Annotated in this window: 16 protein-coding genes; 7 read left to right on the top strand and 9 right to left on the bottom strand. The window is 66.0% G+C overall.

The features are described 5' to 3' along the window. The 7 genes from DES44_RS18110 to DES44_RS18095 form a co-directional block, all read right to left on the bottom strand. Positions 1 to 2,241, bottom strand: a complete 2,241-nt coding sequence (locus DES44_RS18110; protein WP_198164877.1) for a peptidase domain-containing ABC transporter — start codon at positions 2,239 to 2,241, stop codon at positions 1 to 3. Positions 2,242 to 2,469: 228 nt separating this feature from the next. Then, positions 2,470 to 2,622 carry a hypothetical protein gene (locus DES44_RS25135; RefSeq protein ID WP_157592926.1) on the bottom strand — a complete coding sequence of 51 codons (153 nt, stop codon included), beginning with the start codon at positions 2,620 to 2,622 and terminating at the stop codon, positions 2,470 to 2,472. Between the two features lie 602 nt (positions 2,623 to 3,224). Continuing rightward, entirely contained in the window at positions 3,225 to 3,371 is a 147-nt protein-coding gene (locus DES44_RS25130) for a hypothetical protein (RefSeq protein ID WP_157592927.1), read from the bottom strand. A gap of 12 nt (positions 3,372 to 3,383) precedes the next feature. Then, on the bottom strand, positions 3,384 to 3,515 hold the full coding sequence (locus DES44_RS25840; protein WP_257720726.1) for a hypothetical protein: 132 nt from the start codon (positions 3,513 to 3,515) through the stop codon (positions 3,384 to 3,386). A 301-nt stretch (positions 3,516 to 3,816) separates the two neighbouring features. Beyond that, the gene (locus tag DES44_RS24740; RefSeq protein ID WP_147307133.1) at positions 3,817 to 4,224 is read right to left on the bottom strand and encodes a hypothetical protein; all 408 of its coding nucleotides are present in this window, start codon (positions 4,222 to 4,224) and stop codon (positions 3,817 to 3,819) included. Positions 4,225 to 4,250: 26 nt separating this feature from the next. Next, positions 4,251 to 6,941 (bottom strand): serine/threonine protein kinase, encoded by a 2,691-nt coding sequence (locus tag DES44_RS18100; protein ID WP_058933408.1) that lies wholly within the window; start codon positions 6,939 to 6,941, stop codon positions 4,251 to 4,253. Positions 6,942 to 7,054: 113 nt separating this feature from the next. Beyond that, complete coding sequence (locus DES44_RS18095) at positions 7,055 to 7,609, bottom strand: ECF-type sigma factor (protein ID WP_058933409.1); 555 nt, start codon at positions 7,607 to 7,609, stop codon at positions 7,055 to 7,057. A 292-nt stretch (positions 7,610 to 7,901) separates the two neighbouring features. On the opposite strand from DES44_RS18095, the gene DES44_RS18090 reads away from it, so the two are divergent. Further along, positions 7,902 to 8,447, top strand: a complete 546-nt coding sequence (locus DES44_RS18090) for a diguanylate cyclase domain-containing protein (RefSeq protein WP_083525231.1) — start codon at positions 7,902 to 7,904, stop codon at positions 8,445 to 8,447. Between the two features lie 111 nt (positions 8,448 to 8,558). Here DES44_RS18090 and DES44_RS18085 read toward each other — a convergent pair whose 3' ends face one another. Together DES44_RS18085 and DES44_RS18080 are read right to left on the bottom strand one after the other, a co-directional pair. Next, on the bottom strand, positions 8,559 to 10,163 hold the full coding sequence (locus tag DES44_RS18085) for a phytase (protein WP_211326942.1): 1,605 nt from the start codon (positions 10,161 to 10,163) through the stop codon (positions 8,559 to 8,561). Between the two features lie 215 nt (positions 10,164 to 10,378). Then, entirely contained in the window at positions 10,379 to 12,973 is a 2,595-nt protein-coding gene (locus DES44_RS18080; protein WP_170156695.1) for a TonB-dependent receptor, read from the bottom strand. Positions 12,974 to 13,161: 188 nt separating this feature from the next. On the opposite strand from DES44_RS18080, the gene DES44_RS18075 reads away from it, so the two are divergent. The 6 genes from DES44_RS18075 (at position 13,162) to DES44_RS18045 (ending at position 19,987) form a co-directional block, all read left to right on the top strand. Beyond that, a complete protein-coding gene (locus DES44_RS18075; protein ID WP_058933413.1) occupies positions 13,162 to 14,055 on the top strand; it encodes a GGDEF domain-containing protein in 894 nt (297 codons plus the stop codon). After that, positions 14,052 to 15,080 (top strand): AraC family transcriptional regulator, encoded by a 1,029-nt coding sequence (locus tag DES44_RS18070; protein ID WP_232309905.1) that lies wholly within the window; start codon positions 14,052 to 14,054, stop codon positions 15,078 to 15,080. Before DES44_RS18075 ends, DES44_RS18070 begins: the two co-directional genes overlap by 4 nt. 62 nt (positions 15,081 to 15,142) lie before the next feature. Then, entirely contained in the window at positions 15,143 to 15,970 is an 828-nt protein-coding gene (locus DES44_RS18065) for an AraC family transcriptional regulator (protein ID WP_058933414.1), read from the top strand. Between the two features lie 21 nt (positions 15,971 to 15,991). Next, entirely contained in the window at positions 15,992 to 16,984 is a 993-nt protein-coding gene (locus DES44_RS18060; protein ID WP_058933415.1) for a DMT family transporter, read from the top strand. Between the two features lie 89 nt (positions 16,985 to 17,073). Continuing rightward, complete coding sequence (locus DES44_RS18055) at positions 17,074 to 18,165, top strand: alpha/beta hydrolase family protein (RefSeq protein WP_058933416.1); 1,092 nt, start codon at positions 17,074 to 17,076, stop codon at positions 18,163 to 18,165. A 232-nt stretch (positions 18,166 to 18,397) separates the two neighbouring features. Beyond that, positions 18,398 to 19,987, top strand: a complete 1,590-nt coding sequence (locus DES44_RS18045; RefSeq protein WP_083525234.1) for a S41 family peptidase — start codon at positions 18,398 to 18,400, stop codon at positions 19,985 to 19,987. The last annotated feature ends 1 nt before the right edge of the window (position 19,988 follow it).

Here is a 19,988-nt window from a genome sequence, read left to right as displayed (position 1 = left end):
TCAGACGGCCTCGCTCGACGCGCGCGGGCTGGAGCCGGCGGAGCTGTCGTCGCCGGAGCCCGCATTCAAGCCAGCACTCGACGCATTTCTGGATCCGGCGCCGGCGGAGTGATCTGGCGCCTGCTTGGCTGGGTCCGCGGCCCTCGTCTCCTCTTCCGAGGACACCGCCGGAACCCCTGGCCCTTTCCGCTCGATCAAGCGCCCGCGGCTGAGCTCGAACACCCGCGTGGCGCGGTCCACCAGCTCCGGCCGGTGGGCCACGACGATGCGGGTGATGGGCATGTCCTGCACCAGGTCGGCAATGCGTCGCTCGGCCTGCGGGTCGAGGTTGGCGGTGCCCTCATCCAGGAATAGCACCGACGGCCGCCGATACAGCGCGCGCGCCAGCAGCACCCGCTGGCGCTGACCGCCAGAGAGGGTGCTGCCCATGTCGCCCACCATGCTGAGATAGCCCATGGGCATCGCCTGGATCTCGTCATGCACGGCGGCGGCCTGGGCGCTTTCCACGACGCGGGCCATGTCCAGCTGCGGATCGAAGAAGGCGATGTTGTCGGCGATGGTGCCCATCAGCAGTCCGTCGTCCTGCTGCACCACGCCGATGGCGCGGCGCCAGGCCTGGATGCCGAAGGACTGCATCGGCATGCCGTCCACCAGGATCTCGCCCTGGGTGGGCGGCAGCAGGCTGAGCATCAGTTTCAGCAGCGTGGTCTTGCCGCCGCCGGAGCTGCCGACGATGGCGACGTAATCGCCCGGGTCAATGTCCAGCGTGATGTCCTGCAGCAGCATCGGCTCGTTCTGCGCGTAGCGGAAGGAGACGTTGCGCAGGCTCAATGCGCCGCGCACGTCGCGCTCGGGCAGGGAGGCAGCGGCGTCCAGGCCGGTTTCGCGCGGGGTGGTGACGATGTCGGCCAGACGTTCCATGTGCAGACGAAGCAACCGGAACTGGACCATCTGCCGCACCAGCGCCTCGGCACGTTCGCCGAATTGATTGCGATAGAGCAGGATGGCGAACAGCATGCCGGCGCTGAGTTCATTCGTCATGACGCGCTGCGCGCCGAGATAGACGATGACCACCAATTGCAGATTGAACAGCAGGCTGCGGGCGAAGGTGGTGCCGACTTCCACCTTGCCGCTGCCCAGCGTGGCGTTGACGACATTGGCGAAGTGATTGCGCCAGACCATCTCGCGCTGGGCCTCGCGGCCATACAGCTTGACGGTCTTGGAGGCGCGGATGGATTCGATCAGGTAGGTCTGTGCTTCAGCCTGGGCAATGAGCTGTTCTTCCTCCCGCTGACGCCGCAGCGGATACAGGCTCAGTACCACCACGACATACAGCAACATGGAGACCAGCACCACGCCGCCCAGGGCGGGGCTGTAGATGAGGAGCAGGGCGGCGGTGGCGAGGGTCATCACGCCATCGATGGAGGCGGTGACCACGGACTGGGTGAGCGCTTCCTGGATGGGCCGGATGGCGCCCATGCGGGAGAGGATGTCGCCGACGATGCGTTTTTCGAAGAACTCCGCGGGCAGGCGCAGCAGGTGGCGCAGCACATTGCCGGTGAGCTGGAAGCTCATGGCCTGGCCGAGCTGCAGCACGGTGAAGCTGCGCAGGGCTTCGGTGAGGGCCTGCAGCCCATACATCACACCGAAGCCAATGGCCAGGATGAGGAGGAAGTGCTGGTCCATGCGGGAGACCGCGTCGTCCATGGCCAGCTGCAGGAAGGCCGGGGCGGCCATTGCAAACAGCTGCAGCATGATGGAGAGCACCAGCGTCTGCAGCAGCGGACCACGCCAGCCGCGCACCCGGGTCCACAGGTCCCGCATGCGGGCGCGGATGCGGACTTCGACGGGCTTGAAGTGGTTGGTGGGCGTGAGCTCCAGGGCGACGCCGCTGAAGCTCTTGGACATCTGGCGCGGGGAGATTTCGCGGATGCCAAGGGCGGGGTCGTGAATGATGGCGACGTCGCCGCGCAGTTCGCGCAGCACGACGAAGTGGTTCATGTCCCAGTGCAGGATGCAAGGGAGCTGGAGTTTGTCGAGATGCTCGGGCTCCAGACGCAAGGGGCGGCAGGCGAAGTCCAGGCCGTCGGCCATCTTGACGATGTCGGCCATGGTGGCGCCTTTGAGGGAGAGGGCGTAGCGCTGGCGAAGGCCGTTGAGATCGACCTTGTGGCCGTGATAGGCGGCGATCATGGCGAACGACGCCAGGCCGCATTCCGCGACTTCGGACTGATGAAACATCGGCAGCGCTCGCCTGCCACGCATCCAATCAAAGGGATTCAACAGCGGTCTCTTGGGTTGTGCGGGGAGGGCGGGGCTGGGGGGGATTTAAACGGAAAAGGGTCGCGACAAACGCGACCCTTGGGAAGGGGATGTTGCGCAGCTGGAGCGGCTAACCGGTCGCGAGACCGAACAGGTCCGTGATGCGGACAGTCGTTGACCGGCCAGCGGTTGGAGTTTCGTCCCGCTTCAGTCGCTTAGGAGGGGGGGCATGATCCCGTCGTTTGTAACCTGCGGGCCACCAGCGATAGACGCAATGTCTTCCAAGCTCAGCTCGATGATGACCGTGTCCTCATCGGAAATGGTTTCTGGCAGAGGATGTTCTACCGCGTCGATAGTCATACGTGCTCCCTATAAGTTGATTTGAGAGTGTGCGTCCCCGAACCTCCGAACGTCAATCTGCCCGATCGGTTCGATAGTCGGGGTTCCTACCGATGCGATCAACCGGCTCCCCGTGCGAACCATTTGGCCGCAACGAACAAACGGAGCCGTCAGCCCGGTGCGTTTGGACCATCGTTCGCGATTTGCGGGCCGCCTGCAACGGAGGACAGATCAGCCGGAGAGAGTTCAACCATCGCTGATTCGGGTGCCGGTGGCGACAGTGTTGCCTGGTCGTGTTCGGGTAGTTGATTCATTTGACTCACGTTCTCAATCGAAGTTGTCTTGCGAGTTTGGGGTAACTTTGGCACGAAGCTTTCAGCTCGGAGGCTGAAAGCTGTCGTTTGTAATCTGCGGGCCTCCCGAGACGGACGCAATGTCCTCCAGGCTCAGCTCGACGACTACCGCATCTGGGTCAGAAACGGCGGCAGGCGAGTCGTGTTGTATGGTCTCTTGCTTCATAAGGTCTCCCTGTCGAATCAATCTGATCATGCGAAAGCCACCTCATCAGTGCATCCGGACACTCGCATCCTATCGATGGCAGGCGAGGTGGCGTGGGTGAAAACTCAGGCCGGCGGCGTGATGCCATCATTCGTGATCTGTGGGCCGCCAGCAACTTCGGTCAGCTCATCCAGGCAGAGCACTCGCGGGGTCGGATCGGGAGCAGGGTGGGATTCGGATTCCTGAATCTCGTGTTCCTGGTATTCGCGCATACAGGTCTCCGCTCAGATGATGCCGTCATTGGTCAGCTGCGGCCCGCCTGCAACAGCCTCCAGTTCAATCAATGACAAATCAATCAGCTCGGAATCTAGCGAGTCCGAGAGAATTTCAGGGTTGAGAGGCAGGTCTTGATTCACTTTGCTTCCTCAATTCTGCAATGAAAAGACTGAAGATTTCAGGTCTACGGCTGGAAGCCGTCGTTAGTGATTTGTGGACCACCCGAGACGGCCTCAAGATCTTCCAAGCTCAGCTGGGTGACCTCTGCTTCTTGGTCAGATAAGTGGGCTGGCGATTGATGTTGTAAGGTCTCTTGCGTCATAGGTGGGTCTATTGAATCCTTAATCGGTGAAACCGGTCGCGCGGATCTCATTCATCAGAGTCCATCGATCTTGCAATGAGATCCGACCGTTGAGCTGAGGCGATGACTTTTCTAGTCTTTCAACCAGTCACTCCGTTCATTGGGGGCAGAACGCTGTCGTTGAGGATTTGTGGATCGCTACTCGGATAGATGTTATCCACAACATTGGGATTCGAAAAGAGCAGCACGACGCCCTTCGTGCAGATGAAGTTCGTTGGCATGCTGACCTGCACTGAGTGGTTACCGTCGGCCGGACAAAAGTTCCCGCTGTTCATGCCAGGTGTCCCGCCCAGCGTGCTGAAAGTCGCACCGATGAGTGTCAGGTCGGAACCGTTTGCCTCGGTGAAGGTGCATTGACCAGCAGTCTTCAGCACATTGAAGGTTGAGCTCGGGTGCGGACTGGTAGCGTCCTTGTCATTGAAGTAGGTGCACTCGGCAAAGTTACCGTCTGCGCTTGGGGTGGCACGCACAAAAAATTCTGATGTCATGGTTTTCCTCTCTCGTGGATGTGTCATTAGGAAGATCGGTTCCCCACTGCTTGAGACTTCACTCCCAAGCATGATTGGGCAGTATCCCAACCCTTAGTGATTGTCGGATTAACGCCAATGAATTGGGGCATCTTTGCAATTTCATCTGCCAAGTGGCTGCACAGCAGATGTCGTTTAAGTCGGAATCCTTCGGCTTCAGGGAGAAGCTGCAACGCCGCGACAGACGTGTCAACGTAAATCAGCAGAAGAACAAAGTCCTTCTGGACAATGAGCTTGTCGCTGAAGCCCGACAGGATGCGTTCGAACACCGCTGCAGACTCATTAAATCGGCCCGCCGCGGCAAGCGCTTTTGCGTAGCCTCGTTCTGATTGGTAACGCTCTGACATCGCCACGGGAGACGCCTTGGCTCTGGACGTCTTCTCAATCTCTAACCATTCCGCTGCAATAGCTTCCCATGGCTCTAATCGGTTTGCTGATGAAGCGACGTCTCGCCGGTATTCAAGCTGCAGTGAGCGAGTTATCAAAAGATTGATGCGCCAGTTCATGTTTGAAGGGTCTTGCGCATGCAGCGCATCCATCAGTCGGACGGCTTCGTCTATATGCTGTGTGGCCAGTTCCAGCTCACTCAACCTGAGGGCCGTCTGTGCGGCAGATCGATGCATCGCTGCCAACTGATATGCCAAGATTCCGCTTTTTGGTTGACTACTTCTTACTTCCTCGAGCAACGCAATTGCGTTGATAAATGCTTGGAGCGCTTCGTGCGCGTTGCCTTTTCGTGCCCAAGTGGTTCCAAGCCAACTCATGCTGTCAGCCAGTTCAGCCTTAAGTGCCAATGCTCTTTCTGGCGTGCTGTTGGCAATCACCTTTCGCTTGATCGCAATGGAGGCCGTGAAGCTGCGGACCGCCCCATCAAAGTCGGTGTTCTCGAGGCGAAGGGAACCCAGGCTGTTTTCTGCATAAGCCAACTCTGTCAACGCTTCTTCACTGTCCGGTTGGGCATCTAGCCAAGCCTTGCTAAAACTTGCATATCGCTCCAGCGGACCTTGTGCCTTTTCAAACTGGCGCTTTGTGAAATACGAATGCCCCTCCCAAAACGCCGCTACCCCCTGCGCTTTGTACCAAGCCCCTGCCATCTCCTTGCTTGGCGGCGGTCCTTGCAATAGCGCTTGGGCCGCGATCAAAGGCTCGCGCGCGCCCTCCATATCCCGCTTTGCCACTCGCACTTCCCCAAGCACCGTCAACGCCTTCGCCCGCTGCAACCGCTCTTGCGGACTCAGTCCTTCATTCGCTGACAAATACGACAGCGCCTTCGTCCCCACACTGTCCAGCAACTCCAGCCGTCCAATCGGCCTTAGCTTGTCCGCGAACTCCCCCAGCATGAAGCTCAACAGGTCATCCGCCTGTTGCCGCCGTTGCTGCGCCTGATGCTCCGCCTGCTCGGCCCGGTGGGCTTGCAACACGCTGAAGGTCGTCAACCCCACCAGCGCCAACACGGCCGCCGTGCTCGCCCCCACCGCCAGCCGGTGCCGCCGCACGAACCGTCCCAGCACATACCACCGCGTATCCGGCCTCGCCGTAATCGGCTCATGCTGCAGCCAGTGATTCAGGTCGGCAGAGAACTGCTCCGCATTGGCATACCGCTCCGCCGGAGACTTCTTCAGCGCCTTGGCCACGATGGTGTCCAGGTCGCCCTTGAGCAGCTTGGCCTGGCGCGCAATCACCGGGTCCAGTTGCCCACCGGCCACTTCGGACAGCCGCTTGGGCACCAGCTCCACCACCGCCTTGAGCCGGTCCAGATGCGTCTGCGTGTCGTCCGCCGTCGGATGCCGTCCACCGAGCAATTGGTAGAGCAGCACCCCCAGCGCATACACATCCGTCGCCGTGGTCACGTCCCCTTGCTGGATCTGCTCCGGCGCCGCGTATTGCGGTGTGAATGCACTGCCCGCCAGTTGCGTCAATTCAGTGGCCGCCGCGGGCTGCGTGGCATCGTCCATCAACTTGGCAATGCCGAAGTCCAACAGCTTCACCTGTCCATCGGCCGTCACCAGAATGTTGCTGGGCTTGAGGTCCCGATGCAGGATCAGCCGCTGATGCGCATGCGCCACCGCCGCCAGCACATCCTGAAAGAGTCGAATCCGCGCCTCGATGTCCAGCCCGTGCACGTGGCAATAGCGGTCAATCGGCAGACCGTCCACATATTCCAGCACCAGATAAGGCTGGTGCCCCGAATGCACACCGGCATCCAGCAGTCGCGCAATGTGCGGATGAGACAGCCGCCCCAGGATCTGGCCTTCCCGTGCAAAGCGTCCGTTGTCGCCTTTGCCAAAGAGCCCGGCCTTCAGGAACTTGATGGCCACCTCACCCTGGAACCGACCATCCGCTCTCCGCGCCAGCCACACCGCGCCCATGCCGCCCTGGCCGACTTCGCGCTCCAGCTGATACGGCCCAATCGATTCCCCGGTGAGGTCCAGTTCCGCCACGGACTCCCCCACAGGCGTCACCACACCGCCCATCTGCTCTGCTGCCGGCTGTGCCATGAAGCCCTTGGCGTGCAGCGCCTGGTCCTTGGCCAGCAATGCCTCCAGCTCATCGGCCGTCGCAGCATCGTGCGCGCGCAATTGCGCCAGCCAGCGCTGGCGATCCTCCTCATCCCGGTCCAGCAATTGATCCAGCAGCGGACTCAGGGCAATCCAACGTTCTTTTTCCAGAGCGTCCATGGGCGTCTCGATTGATTCTTATCGGGCGCCTCCTCAGACGCCTCCCGCATGTGCATTGGCCTCTCGCGGGCCTCTTTTCTTTTGTATTGGGCAATGCCGTCAGTGTGCAAGCCTCAATCTTTCAGGCTGATGGAAAGAAACAGCCTTGCCTTCTGCCAATCGCGCTGCACCGTGCGTTCCGTCACGCCCAATGCCTCGGCGATTTCCTGTTCCAGCAAGCCGCCAAAGTAGCGCATCTCCACCACTTGGGCCAGCCGGGGTTCCACCTCTGCGAGTTCATCCAGCGCTTCATGAATGCGCAGAATGCTGTCGTCCGATTGCGGCCCCATTTCAATGACCGCCGTATTGAGCGTCAGTTCCAGCTGGTCGCCGCCCCGTCGCTCCGCACGTCGTGCGCGCACCACGTCGATCACGACATTGCGCATCACCCGCGCTGCATACGCCAGGAAATGGCGCCGGTCCGGAAAGCTCTTGGCCTGCGCCCCCGCCAGCCGCAGCCACGCTTCATGCACCAGCGCCGTGGTGTCCAGCAGCGTCACGCTGCCGGACAGCCGCATCCGCTGCCGCGCCAGCCGCTGCAACTCCCCATAGAGCTGGGACACGACCAGGTCGGCGGCCTTTCGGTCGCCTTGGCTGGCCGCTTGCAGCAATTGGGTGATCTCCGTCATGGGCCCGGACTCTACCGGCACTGTATGAATCTGTTACATGTGACCGGTCCCGTTCGCTGTCAAAGCGCACAATCTGACCCCCAACCAAGGGTTTTCACTGAGCAAATTGTGGTCTGCGGATGTCGGGTGACATCCCGATAGCCCGTTTTGATAAAGGAGGGCACGACTTTGAGATGTGGCAAGGGAGGCCGGATGACACGGGCTGCTATAGGCAGGTCGTGCCCTCACCTTGCGCGCGGCAAAGAGGGAGCTGCGCACAAGGACGTGGCAGTCCCGGTCCGGAGTCGTTCAGATGAGTTCTTCCCATTCAAGCGCTGCAGCCTGCCCGGCAGAGGACCGCCCTGTGGAGGCGGCGCCGGTCAAGCCGGTGCGTCACGTGCCCGCACTGACCATTCCGCGGGTGGATTCCATTGGTGAATTTGGACTGATGATCACCCGGCAACTGACGCAGTGCCGGCGCTATGGCGCCAAGCTGGCGGTGATGTGGCTGGAGGCCGAGGCGGTGGAGGCCGCCCAGGCGCTGGTGCCGCCTCAGGAGCAGGCCAGTCTCATGACAGCGGTGGGCCGCCGTTTGCGCAGCCGGGTGCGCGGCACCGATGCGGTGGTGCAGGTCGGCGATAACGGCTTTGCCGTGCTGCTGATCGATGCGGGCGCGCCGGAATCCGAGATCGTCCGACACCGGCTGCATCAGGCGCTGGGCGGCTCCTACGGCGTGGGAGACGGTCAGCTGATGCATGTGCGGCTGCAAATCGGCGCTTCCGCATTTCCGGACGGCAGTACACGGGGCGCTGAACTCGCCCAGATGGCGCGGGACAACCTGCGCGCCCGCGCCGCCTGAGCAATCGGCTCACGCGGCAGGAGCGGGCGACCCACGCCGGCTGCTGCCGCGTTCACGGCATCGCCGCGAGTCGATCCGCCTGGCTTCAGAGCGTGCGTGGCTGCGCCCCGCTCAGGGCATCACCCGCAGCACCTCCGTCCACGGCACCAGCTTGAAGTTCTGACGCCCCAGCGGCCAGCGCTTGTGGCCGTCCTGCACCACCAGCAGCCCCTCTCCATAGGGACCGCCCAGGTTGGCCGCCGTCACATCCAGCCCATCGGTTTCAGACACGGCGTCGATGCCCAGCGCCGCATTGAGCCCCACCCGGAACCGGCCTCGAACGGCATGCGGCGGCTGCGCGTCCAGCACGACGAAGCTGTCGCTCCCTTGCGCCGACACCACCAGCCACGCGCCCTTGGCGCTGCGGTGCACGGCCATGCCCTCCACATCCGCGGTCAGGATGTCCCCGACCGGCAGGATCAGCTGCGCCGCGCCCATGCGGCCGTCCGACTCCAGCGCAATGCGCCAGAGCCCACGTTTCTCCTCGCCGATGAACAGCTGCTGTCCGGCCTCGTCCACCACACAGCCTTCCGGCTGCGTCTCCAGCCGGAACTGCGCCACCGGCTGACCGGTCCAGTGGCTGCCCTGCCGCTGCAAGCGCAGCTGTTGCACCCGTCCATCCTTGTCGTTGACGAAGATATCCAGCCCACCGTCAGGATTACGGCCGCTGCAGATGCCGTAGACCTCGTCCAGCCCGGTGGGCAGCTCAGCGGCCGCGGTGAGGTGCCCGGCGCCATCGATCTGGAACACGACCACCGTCTTGCGGTCCCGCTGGGAGGCGACCGCCAGGTCCCAGGTGGCCTTGCCATAACGAAGACCCTGTCGCAGATCGACGTTGTTCACCCGCCCGACCGGCAGGAACTGCGTCTCGCGGCCTTGCAGGTCATACACGCCCAGGCCCAGCTTCTTGTCGGTGCCGAGGATGCGACTGGCCGACGGCTTGCGCGGATGTACCCAGATGGCCGGGTCGTCTGCCGCATCGCCGCTGCCGCGCACGGGTACGGTCTGGGCGCTGGGCTGCACGACCGGGATGGCGGCCGGGCGCTCGGCGGCATGGGCGGACATCCACAGCGGCAGGTCCGCCGGGGCCAGCCCGGGCGCCACCAGTCGCCGTTCATGCCGCTCGGCATCGGCGCTCTGGGCCCACAGGCCCACACCGGCCTCGGCGACGTAGAGCCGGTTTTCCTCATCCCGCACGGCGCAGCCCTTGGCATCGGGCACGCTGGCGACGCGCCGCATCACCGGCGACCGGGCCGCGCCAGACGCACCGGACGTACCAGACGCACCGGACATGCCAGACGTGCCAGACGTGCCAGACGTGTCAGGGAAGCCCTGCTCGTCGACCAGCCACTGCTCCCCAATACCGTCATCGCCCAGCACAAAGGCCTGCAGCAGCGGCTGCGCGGGGGGCAGGTAGAGGCACAGCGCCTCCAGATTGAAGGCGGGTCCGTCCCAGCGACGACGCTCCTCCAGCTGGCCGCGCCGCGCCTCGATCAGCCGCAGGGCGCCGCTGTCCGCGTCCTGCACCAGGGCCACGGTACGCCCGTCAGGCAGGCGGCGCTGGTCCCAGCGCTTGGCCCGCATCGGCAGCTCGGCCTGCACGTGACCCTGCGCGTCGAGCAGACGCAGGCCGGACTTGGCCAGCTCCAGCGTCTGTGCCTGCAACGGCGTTTGCAACTGGCGCTCTGACTGCGACTGCGACTGCGACCGAGACTGCGACTGCGACTGCGAATTCGCGAGCGAAGGCGTTTGCGGCTGTCCATCTCCCTGCATCGCTGTAGCAGCCTGCGCCGTCCATGGCATCAGGCAAGCCGCCAGCGCGGCGGACGCGACCCAGCTGCGGCCCGTTGCCCGAGGTCCCACTTTGGTGATCCTGCTCAAGGGCGGCTCCTTCAGAACATCGCCAGCTTCACGCTGACCTTGTAGGCACGACCGTAGCGCTCGTACTGCACGTTGTGGGCCTTGTCGCCCTGGTAGACGTAGTAGCGCTCGTTGCTCAGATTGAGCGCTTCCAGATTCAGGTCCACACCCTTGACCAGACGGATGCGCATCGACGCATCCAGCTGGTTCTGCGTATCCACACGGCGGTCCTGCGCCGCATCCAGCACATCGCCCACCTCCAGCAGATACGGCGACTTGTGGTTCAGCGCCAGCCGCGCGGCGAAGGCCGGCGATTCCCAGCCCAGGCTCAGGTTGATGCTGCGGTCCGACTGGCTCGGCAGGGTGATCCGACGTGTGGTGTACACGCCGCCGTCATACGCCCCGATGCTGGCCCGCGAGCGCACGAAGCTGCCGTTGGCGCCCAGCACCAGCCCGTTCCACGGCGCAGGCAGCGTGGTCAGCGCCTGGCTCCACGACAGTTCCAGCCCCCGCACCGAGGCCGCGCCGCCATTGGCATAAGTCTCGACATGGCTGAAGCCTTCCCATCCCGGCGTGCCGGCGATGTCGGTCTGGAAGGCGAAATTCCGGATCTGCTTGTGGAACACGTAGGCCGACACCGCGCCGTCTCTGCCGAGTCGGCGCTCCACGCCCAGGTCCAGGTTGCGGGAGCGCAGCGGCTGGAGCTGCGGATTGCCCAGCGTGGCTTCGTCGCCATCCACCGTGAGACCGGGGCTGAGCTGGTCGAACGACGGACGCACCATCGTATGGGTGACGGCGGCACGCAGCACCGTCTCGGCGCCCAGTTGCTGGCGCAGCAACAGCGCCGGCAGCCAGCGGTGGGTGCTGTTGCGGGTGGCGGTGGGGGCGATCTTGTCATCGACCGACGACTTGCCGTCCGCCTCGAAACGCACCCGCTCGCCGCGCACGCCAGCGATCCACTGCGTGCCACCCTGTTCCAGCTTGGCCTGCAGGTATCCGGCGTCGGTGCGCTCGCGCATGGCGTAGTCGTTGACTTCGGAATCCACCGGATCGCGGAAGTCCTTCAGCGAAGCCGCATAGAGGCCGCGCACCGCGCCCGGATCGATGCCGGGGCCGAAATCGGTCCACGGAAAGTCCACCGCCTCACCGGTGAGGAAATTGCCCATCTTCAACTGGGCCGAGGTCCGGTTGTAGGGCGCCTTCTTGAGCAGCTTGGCGGTGGGGGCGAACACTTCCTGGGCGTTGTCCTTGTCACGCCGGGTGGCCTTGAGGCCGGTCTTCAGGTCCAGGTCCCAGCCCGCCACATCGAACTCACGCTGCAGATCGACCTTGGCATGGCGCACGCGGTCGGTGGCGTGGCTCTGCTCCATCTTGGCCTTGTTGAAGCTGTACTTGCCGGCATCGTTCAGCCCGCTGACCACGGTGGGCATCGGACGTTCGGTGCTGGTGTAGCCCAGGCCGGTGAAGTCGGCGGTGAAGGCGGAGGAACTGAGCGTGTCGGGTTTGTCCTCGCTGGCACGGCCGGCGCCCACTTCGGCCCAGGCCTTCCACACGTCCTGCGTCCACTCGGTGCCCAGCACCACGGCCGAGGACTTGTTGATCTCACGGCGCTGCTTCACCCCGCGGCTGACAGTGCCGGCGCCCACCTCGCTCGGCGCCTGGGGGCTGTTGAAGGCGACCTTCATCGACTGGCGGTTTTCCTCGTCGTTGAAGCGGCTGCTGAAACTGCGCAGGTAGAAGCTGCGGTTGGCATCCGGGCGGTAATCCAGGTTGAGGGCAGCGCCCAGACGCTCGCGGGTGATCTCGTAGCGACGCAGCTCGAAGCTGCCCAGCTTGCCGTCGGACCAATCGCCGCCGGTCTCGACGTTGTCACTGGCGAAGCGGCGTTGATCCGCGGACAGGGCCACGGCCAGGCCCAGCGTGCCGCCGGCAAAGCGGTCGGCAAAGGCCACCGAGCCGCGCGGGCGCGTCTGGCTGGCGTTGGCATCGTGGTTGACGCCGGCCTCCAGGGTGAACAGCCGCCCCGGCTGGTCGAACGCACTGAGCGTGCGCACGGTGACGGTACCGCCCAGGGAGTTGGCGTCCTGTTCGGGCATGAGCGTCTTGTCCACTTCCAGCGAGCGGATCAGGCCGGCCGGCACCAGGTCCAGGCCGGGCGCGCGACGGTCGGACTGCGACGCCGGAGCCACGGCGCCGTTGATGGTGACCATGTTGTAGTCCGGCCCCAGGCCGCGCACGCGGATGAATCGACCTTCGCCCTGGTCCCGCTCCACCGACACGCCCGGCAGACGGGCCAGTGCCTCGGCGGCATTGTTGTCCGGCAGTTGGCCGATGCCGTCGGCGTGCACCACGTTCACGATGCCGGCGGCGGCGGTCTGCTTGTCCAGCGCGGAGCGCAGCGCGGCCGCTTGGCCGACGGTGACCACGGTGTCGAGCTTCTGGGGGCTGGCGGTCGCACCCGCACTCGCACCCGCACTCGCACTCGCGCCAGTCTTCGATGCAGCCGACGCCGCCGCCGCAGGGGAGGGCGCAGCCTGCGCCGGCGCTGTCGATTGAGCCAAGGCCGGCGTCAGCCAGAGGCTGGAGAGGCACAGGGCCAGCAGGGTGGGGCGGGGCGGTGTACGCATGGAAGGCAGTCCGGGAGTCAGCAATGGGGCCGGATGGTGAGAACCCCGCATGGCGCTTGCATGACAGTGCGGCATCCACGCCATGCCCGCTGCCGTACAGCGCATCGAGCCCACCGCCGTGAGCTGTTTGCACCCCCCGCCGTCGCGGCGCCATGAACTGTCACAAACCCTCCCTAGCATCGCGCGCCATGAAACTTGTCCTGCCGCGCCCGCCGCTGGTGCTGGCCCCGGTGGCCGGTTCGCGTCATTTCGGTCATGCGCTGATGCTGATGATGTGCGGCATCACCTGGCTCTTCGCCCACTGGGCCGTGGCCAAGCCGGTGACCGCCTGGCGCTGGATCGACATTCTCAGCGAGTCGCTGGTGGTGGGCATGCTGTCCCTGTGGCTGGTGCAACTGCGGGCGAGCCGCCCCGGGGGACGCGTGACCACCTGGTTGTGCCTGGGTCTTTCGGGCATGCTGATGGGCGGCTGGGCCGACCTGATGGACGAATTCTGGAAGCTGCCGCGGGACTACACCCTGCTGCTGGGCATGGAGTCCGGCTTCCAGCTGATCGGCATGATCGGGCTGACCTGGGGCCTGCACCTGTGGCGTCAGGAGCAGTTGGCGCTCAATGCGCTGCGCAGCGGGCGCGAACGGGGGTATCGGGAACACGCGCAGATCGACCGCCTGACGCAACTGGGCGACGGCGCCTATCTGCTGGACCAGTTGCGCCAGCAGCAGCATCGCGGCGAGCCCGCGCTGCTGGTGATGCTGGGCTGGACCGACCTGGCCGTCTTGTCCCGCCAGCATGGATTGGCCGAAGCAGACCGCCTCCTGCAGAGCACCGGTGCGCTGCTGCTGCTGCAGATGCGGCCGGGCGATCTGCTGTGCCGGTATGCGGCCGACCGCTTCGTGGCGCTGCTGCCGCATGCCGACCGGACGCTGCCGCAGGACCTGCTGGCGACGATGAATACGCATGTCCACCCCTGCGCCGACGGCCGCACCCGGGCGCGTCTGCAAGCCCGCATGGCGCAGACGATGCTGGACCCGGTGCTGGACGCCGAAGCGCAATTGCTGCGCCTGGTGGAGCAACTGCAGTGAGCGAGGCGCTGGCCCAGTTGCGCCGCAGCCTGCCGGCCGGCCAGCCGCCGCATTACGGCGCCGACACCGCCTTCATTCCCTGGGCCTACCAGGGCGCGCTGCTCGCGGAGTTTGCGCACAGCCGCGGGCTGGGCCCACAGGACTGGTTGACGCCGCTGGGTCTGTCGCCCGGACAACTGCTGTCGCCGCGCCAACTGCTGAGCCTGCTGGCCGCCCTGCACCGGGAAGCGCGCGATGTGGGTTTTGTGCTGGGGCAGCTCAGCCTGCCCGGGCACTACGGCCTGGCCAGCCAGGCACTGCAGCAGGCCACCGATCTGCGACAGGCGCTGCAGCTGCTGTGCGCGTATGCAGCGCGTCTGTCGCCGCTGCTCACGCCCCGCCTGCTGGAAACCCAGGACGACCTGCTGCTGGTCTGGACGCCGGCCTGTGGTGCCCCCGCGCCCTTGCAGCCGCTGCTGGTGGACATGCAGATGACCGCCGTCACCGCCATGGCCCGTTGGCTGGGCGGTCGTCCGCTGCCGTGGCGGTTCAGCTTCAACCGTACTCGCCCGCGGGAGTTGTCCCAGCATGCGGCCCATCTGGGCACCGATCTGCAATTCGGCTGCCAGGCGGATGCGATGCGGCTGTCCAAGTCCGAGGCGCTGGTGCCCTGGCCGGCGGCGGCCCGTCCTTCCGCCATGGCCTCCAATGCGCTGGCCCAGGGGGCCGATCCGCAAGCCTTGTGGCGCGGGCAACTGGCGGCGCTGGACGACTGCCTGCTGGCCGCACTCGGCGAGCCGCCGACGCTGGAGGCTTGTGCGCGCCGTTTCGGGGTGAGCCCCGCGACCCTGAAGCGGCAGCTCGCGCAACTGGGCACGCACTATCAGGCCCAGCTGGATCAGGTCCGGGCCCAGGCGGCGCTGTACCTGATGACCGAGCACGGGCAGCGGGCCGACAGCGTGGCCCGCTCCCTGGGGTTCCACGACAAGAGCAACTTCCGGCGGTCCTTCCGTCGCTGGACCGGCATGACCCCGGGGATGCTGTAGCGGCCAATCGCAACGGCCATTCTCTGCGGTCGTTCCCTGCGGCAGGTCCCTACACTACGGCCATGCCGCCCGTGTTCGAGCATGCCGAGGATCACGCCCACTACCGCCGCCCCGCCCATCGGGACGGGGTGGAGCTCTACCGTGCTCACATCCTGCGTCACAGCTTCGAGCCGCACACCCATGAGGCTTACGGCCTGGGCGCCATCACCGAAGGCGTGGGGCGCTTCCGCTGGCGCGGCGGCGAGCATCTGGCGCCCAGCGCCAGCCTGATGCTGATGAACCCCGACGATATCCACACCGGCCAGGCCGCGACGCCGCTGGCCTGGGGCTACCGCATGGTCTACCTGCAGGAGTCGCTGCTGACCCGGCTGTACGGCGGCCCCGCCTGGCGCTTTGATGCGGCAGTGGCCCTGGATGCACCGTCCGCCACACGGGCCGCCGGGCTGATCGCCACGCTGTGGCAGGCCCGCGAGCCGCTGGCCTTTGACAGTGCATTACTGGACTTGGTGCAGGTGCTCAGCCGCCATGCCCATCGCGCGCCGGTGCAGCGCGACGGGGCCGCGCCGCGCTTCCAGCCGGTCATCGACTACATGCGCGCCCATCTCGACCGGACACTGGACACCGACACCCTCGCCGCCGTGGCGGGGCTCAGTCCCTTCCATTTCCTGCGCAGCTTCAAGGCCTGTCACCACGCCACGCCGCAGCAGGCACTGATGGCTTTGCGCCTGAACGAGGCCAAGCGCCGCCTGGCCTGCGGCGAGCCACCTGCGGATGTCGCTGCGGCTGTCGGCCTGACGGACCAGGCGCATCTCACCCGCAGTTTTGCCGGGCGCTACGGGGTCACGCCCGCCCGCTACCAGCAGCAATTGGGTACAAGACCCCGGCGCTGACCCACAGGCACACTGCCGGTCATGGGGATCGGACTTCTTTTTGCGCTGACCGCCGGCCTGATGTGGGGGCTGGTGTTCGTGGCGCCGCTGCTGCTGCCGGACTATCCGGCGGTGCTGCTCACCGCCGGGCGCTACCTGGCTTTCGGCCTGATCGCGGTGCCGCTGGCGCTGCTGGACCGGCGCGAGCTGTCGCGGCTGAGCCGGTCCGACTGGTGGGCGGCCTGCCGGCTCAGCGCCATCGGCAACTTCCTCTACTACCTCACGCTGTCGGCGGCCATCCAGCGCGCGGGCGGGCCGCTGCCCACCATGCTGATCGGCACCTTGCCGGTGGTGATCGCGCTGTGCTCCAACCGGCGTAATGCCAGGCGCGACGGGCAATACCGCTGGGCGCAACTGGCGCCCGCGCTGCTGCTGATGGCCGCTGGCATTGCCTGCGTGAACCAGGTGGAGCAGGCGACCGTGGCCGCAGCGGATCGCGGGCGCTACCTGCAGGGCGCGCTGCTGGCGTGCGTGGCCGTGGCCTGCTGGACCTGGTACCCCATCCGCAATGCCGACTGGCTGCGCACCCACACCGACCGCAGCCCCCGCGCCTGGGCGACGGCGCAGGGGCTGGTGACGCTGCCGATGGCACTGCTGGCCTTCCTGGTCCTTGCAGGGCTGCACACGGCGGGCGTGCCGGTGCTGCCGCACGACTTTGCGCTGCCGGCGGGACCGCGTCCGTGGGCCTATGCCGGGCTGATGCTGGCGGTGGGGCTGCTCGCGTCCTGGCTGGGCACCCTGTGCTGGAACGAGGCCAGTCAGCGACTGCCCACGGCGCTGGTCGGCCAGCTCATCGTGTTCGAGACCCTGTCGGCCCTGGCCTATGCCCAGTTGCTGCGAGGGGCCTGGCCGCAGCCGGTGTCGGTGGCGGGTGTGGTGCTGCTCGTGGCGGGGGTGTGCTGGGCCTTGCGCCTGAAGCCGGTCCAGCCGGTCTTGTCGGCCGAGGAACCGGTCTCCCGGGGATCGGGTGGATGACGCTTGCTGCGGCGTAACGCTTCGGTGATGGGCAGGTAAATCCGGGCCAGCGGGGATGTCAGCGGCGGGCCGGCTCTGCACAATGCGTCATGCCTGTGAACCGCCGACACTTTCTTCGCACCACCTCGCTGTCGATGGTGGCCGCCGCTGGGTCTGCCGTGACCTGGGCGCAGACCGGGACCGACCCCGGCGCACCCGTCCCTGGCAGCGCACGCGCACGTGATCTCGATCGGGACGCGCGTCGAAAAGCCGGACTGGAGAGCCGCAGCGCCGCCGGGCCCGGCATCGTGACGCAAGGCGTCTGGCGCGATCCCGATCGCCAGCGCGACATCCCGTGGCGACTGCGACTGCCCGACACGGCGGTCGCCAGCGGCGCCGTCCCGCTCATCCTGTTTTCCCACGGCCTGGGCGGCAGCCTGGAAGGCGGCGCCGAGTGGTCCCGCGCCTGGGCCGAGGCCGGTCTGGCCACGCTGCATCTGCAACATGCCGGCAGCGACCGGGCGATCTGGGCCGGCGGCCTGAAGGCCGTCAAGGCGGCGGCCAGCGTCGAGCAACTGCTGGCCCGCTGCCGGGATGTGCGCTTCGCCGTGGCCCAGCTCCTGCAGCTTCAGCAGGCGGGCGAGGCCGGCTGGGCCCGCATCCGGCCGGATGCGCTGGGCATGTCCGGCCATTCGTTTGGCGCCCACACCACCCTGGCGGTGGCCGGTCGTGCCTTCCCGGCCCGGCTGGGCAGCGATCTGGCCGAGCCCCGCTTCAAGGCGTTTGCCGCCTTCAGTCCGGCGGCCGGGTCCAATCCCGACGGCCTTCGCACCATCACCCGCCCGATGCTCTGCATGACCGGCAGCCTGGACGGTGACCCACTGGGCAGCGAGCGCTCCGGCGACTACCGCCGGGCCGTGTATGAGCATCTGCCCCCGGGCGCCAAGGCGCAGTTGTGGCTGGAGGGCGCCGATCACCAGACCTTCGGCGGTAGCGGGGAAGTCGGTGCCGGACGTGCGGCCCGACTGGCGGGGCGCGGCCGGCCGGAAGCGCCGGTGGCCCTGGCGGACCACCATGCGGCGGTGATCCGCTCGGTCACGACCGACTGGTGGCGATGCTGGCTGCTGAACGATGCGGCGGCGCGACAGCGACTCCAGTCGCCGCAAGGCCTGGCCGCCGGCGACGCCTGGCAGCAGGGCTGACGGCACCGGCACCGGCATTGGCACCGGCTTTGGCACCGGTATTGGCACGGATGTCGGCACCGGCTCGGGCGTGGGCGATTCATGCATCACCCTAAAGTTGGAACCAAATGTTTAAGTCGTTGCCTCCCATGAATTAGGGGCTATAAATCCGGCTCGCATCATTTCAGGTCAGTTAACAGATGTGGGCAAACCGATACAACACGGGTTCCATATCTTCAGGGAGGACAGTTCAATGACTTTGCCCGCATCTTTGCGGCGCGCCCGTCTGGCTGTGGCCGGCGCGGTGGCGATTCTGGTTCTGCAAGCCTGTGGCGGCGGTGGTGGTTCGGACAGTGGCAGCTCAACGCCGCCGCCCAGCGGCACGGGCAGCGCAAGCTTCGCGCAGCAGTGTTCCCCCAGCAACCTGGAAGCGGCCGCCGGCCTGCGCACGGCCAGCCTGACGACTGAGAAGAACTGGGTCCGCGCCTACATGGACGAGGCCTACCTGTGGCGCGACGAAGTGCCCAATGTGGACCCCTCCGCGGCCCAGTACAGCGGCTCGGACGTTGGGACCGCGCTGGACGCCTATTTCACCGCGCTGCGCACTCCCGCCCGCACGGCCAGCAACAAGGCCAAGGACGAGTTCAGCTTCATGATGTCCACCCGCGAGTGGAATGCCCTGTCCGACAGTGGCGTGACGCTGGGTTATGGCATTGAATGGCATCTGCAGTCGGCCACGCCGCCGCGCCAGATCCAGGTGGCTTATGTGGAACCCAACAGCCCGGCGGCTGCGGCCGGTGTGCGGCGTGGTGACACCCTGGTCACGGCGGATGCCGTGTCGGCCGACGACCCCACGGCCTCCGGCGTGGGCACGCTCAATGAGGCCCTGTTCCCGTCGCGTGCCGCCACCAGCCACCGTCTGGTGCTGACACCCAACGGCGGCGGGACCCGCGACGTCACGTTGGTGGCAACCAACGTCACCAAGACGCCGGTGCTGCAGACGCAGGTCATCACGGCTGCCGACAATGCGAAGGTGGGTTACATGGTCTTCAACGACCACGTCGCCCCCGCCGAGGCCCAGCTGATCACCGCCATGCAGAACTTCAAGAACCAGGGCGTGTCCGACCTGGTGCTGGACCTGCGCTACAACGGCGGCGGCTACCTTTTCATTGCGAGCGAGCTGGCCTACATGATTGCCGGCCCGGACGCCACCACCGGCAAGACCTTCGAACAGCTGCGCTACAACAGCCGGCGCACGTCGGACAACAGCAGCTCGGCCTCGAAGACCGACTTCTACACCACCTCCTGCATCCTGGTGAACGGCCGGTGCAGCAACCAATCGCAGCAGCTGCCCACGCTCAACCTGAAGCGGGTGTTCGTGCTGGCTCAGGAAGGCACCTGCTCCGCCAGCGAGGCCATCATCAACGGCTTGCGCGGCGTGGATGTGCAAGTGGTGATGATGGGCGGCACGACCTGCGGCAAGCCGTATGGCTTCACCGGCAAGGACAACTGCGGCTACAGCTACTTCCCGATCGAGTTCGTGGGCACCAACAACAAGGGCTTCGGTGACTACGCCGACGGCTTTGTGGCGGGTGGCACCGGACCGACCGGCGTGCCCGGCTGCGCGGTGACGGACGACTTCACTCGCCAGCTGGGCGACACGTCCGAGCGCATGCTGGCCGCGGCGCTGCAGTACCGCGCCAATGGCACCTGCCCGGTCAAGGCGACCGGCAGCAGCAACCGCGCGACGGCCTTGTCGGCCCGCTCGTCGTCGGACAGCGTCGCGCTGAGCCTGCAGCGGCTGGCGGCGCGCAGCAACCGCATCCTGGGCGGACGTCCATGAT

The organism is Roseateles depolymerans (assembly GCF_003387155.1).
In the GTDB taxonomy this organism is placed as follows: Bacteria; Pseudomonadota; Gammaproteobacteria; order Burkholderiales; family Burkholderiaceae_C; genus Roseateles; species Roseateles depolymerans.
Note: the sequence above shows the minus strand (reverse complement) of the source record. Positions and strands in the feature narration are given on the sequence as shown.

Bases quoted from the DNA above. Each gene is read 5' to 3' on its own strand.
- DES44_RS18110 (WP_198164877.1), bottom strand. From the start codon at position 2,241: ATGTTTCATCAGTCCGAAGTCGCGGAATGCGGCCTGGCGTCGTTCGCC.
- DES44_RS25135 (WP_157592926.1), bottom strand. From the start codon at position 2,622: ATGACTATCGACGCGGTAGAACATCCTCTGCCAGAAACCATTTCCGAT.
- DES44_RS25130 (WP_157592927.1), bottom strand. From the start codon at position 3,371: ATGCGCGAATACCAGGAACACGAGATTCAGGAATCCGAATCCCACCCT.
- DES44_RS24740 (WP_147307133.1), bottom strand. From the start codon at position 4,224: ATGACATCAGAATTTTTTGTGCGTGCCACCCCAAGCGCAGACGGTAAC.
- DES44_RS18100 (WP_058933408.1), bottom strand. From the start codon at position 6,941: ATGGACGCTCTGGAAAAAGAACGTTGGATTGCCCTGAGTCCGCTGCTG.
- DES44_RS18095 (WP_058933409.1), bottom strand. From the start codon at position 7,609: ATGACGGAGATCACCCAATTGCTGCAAGCGGCCAGCCAAGGCGACCGA.
- DES44_RS18090 (WP_083525231.1), top strand. From the start codon at position 7,902: ATGAGTTCTTCCCATTCAAGCGCTGCAGCCTGCCCGGCAGAGGACCGC.
- DES44_RS18080 (WP_170156695.1), bottom strand. From the start codon at position 12,973: ATGCGTACACCGCCCCGCCCCACCCTGCTGGCCCTGTGCCTCTCCAGC.
- DES44_RS18075 (WP_058933413.1), top strand. From the start codon at position 13,162: ATGAAACTTGTCCTGCCGCGCCCGCCGCTGGTGCTGGCCCCGGTGGCC.
- DES44_RS18065 (WP_058933414.1), top strand. From the start codon at position 15,143: ATGCCGCCCGTGTTCGAGCATGCCGAGGATCACGCCCACTACCGCCGC.
- DES44_RS18060 (WP_058933415.1), top strand. From the start codon at position 15,992: ATGGGGATCGGACTTCTTTTTGCGCTGACCGCCGGCCTGATGTGGGGG.
- DES44_RS18055 (WP_058933416.1), top strand. From the start codon at position 17,074: ATGCCTGTGAACCGCCGACACTTTCTTCGCACCACCTCGCTGTCGATG.
- DES44_RS18045 (WP_083525234.1), top strand. From the start codon at position 18,398: ATGACTTTGCCCGCATCTTTGCGGCGCGCCCGTCTGGCTGTGGCCGGC.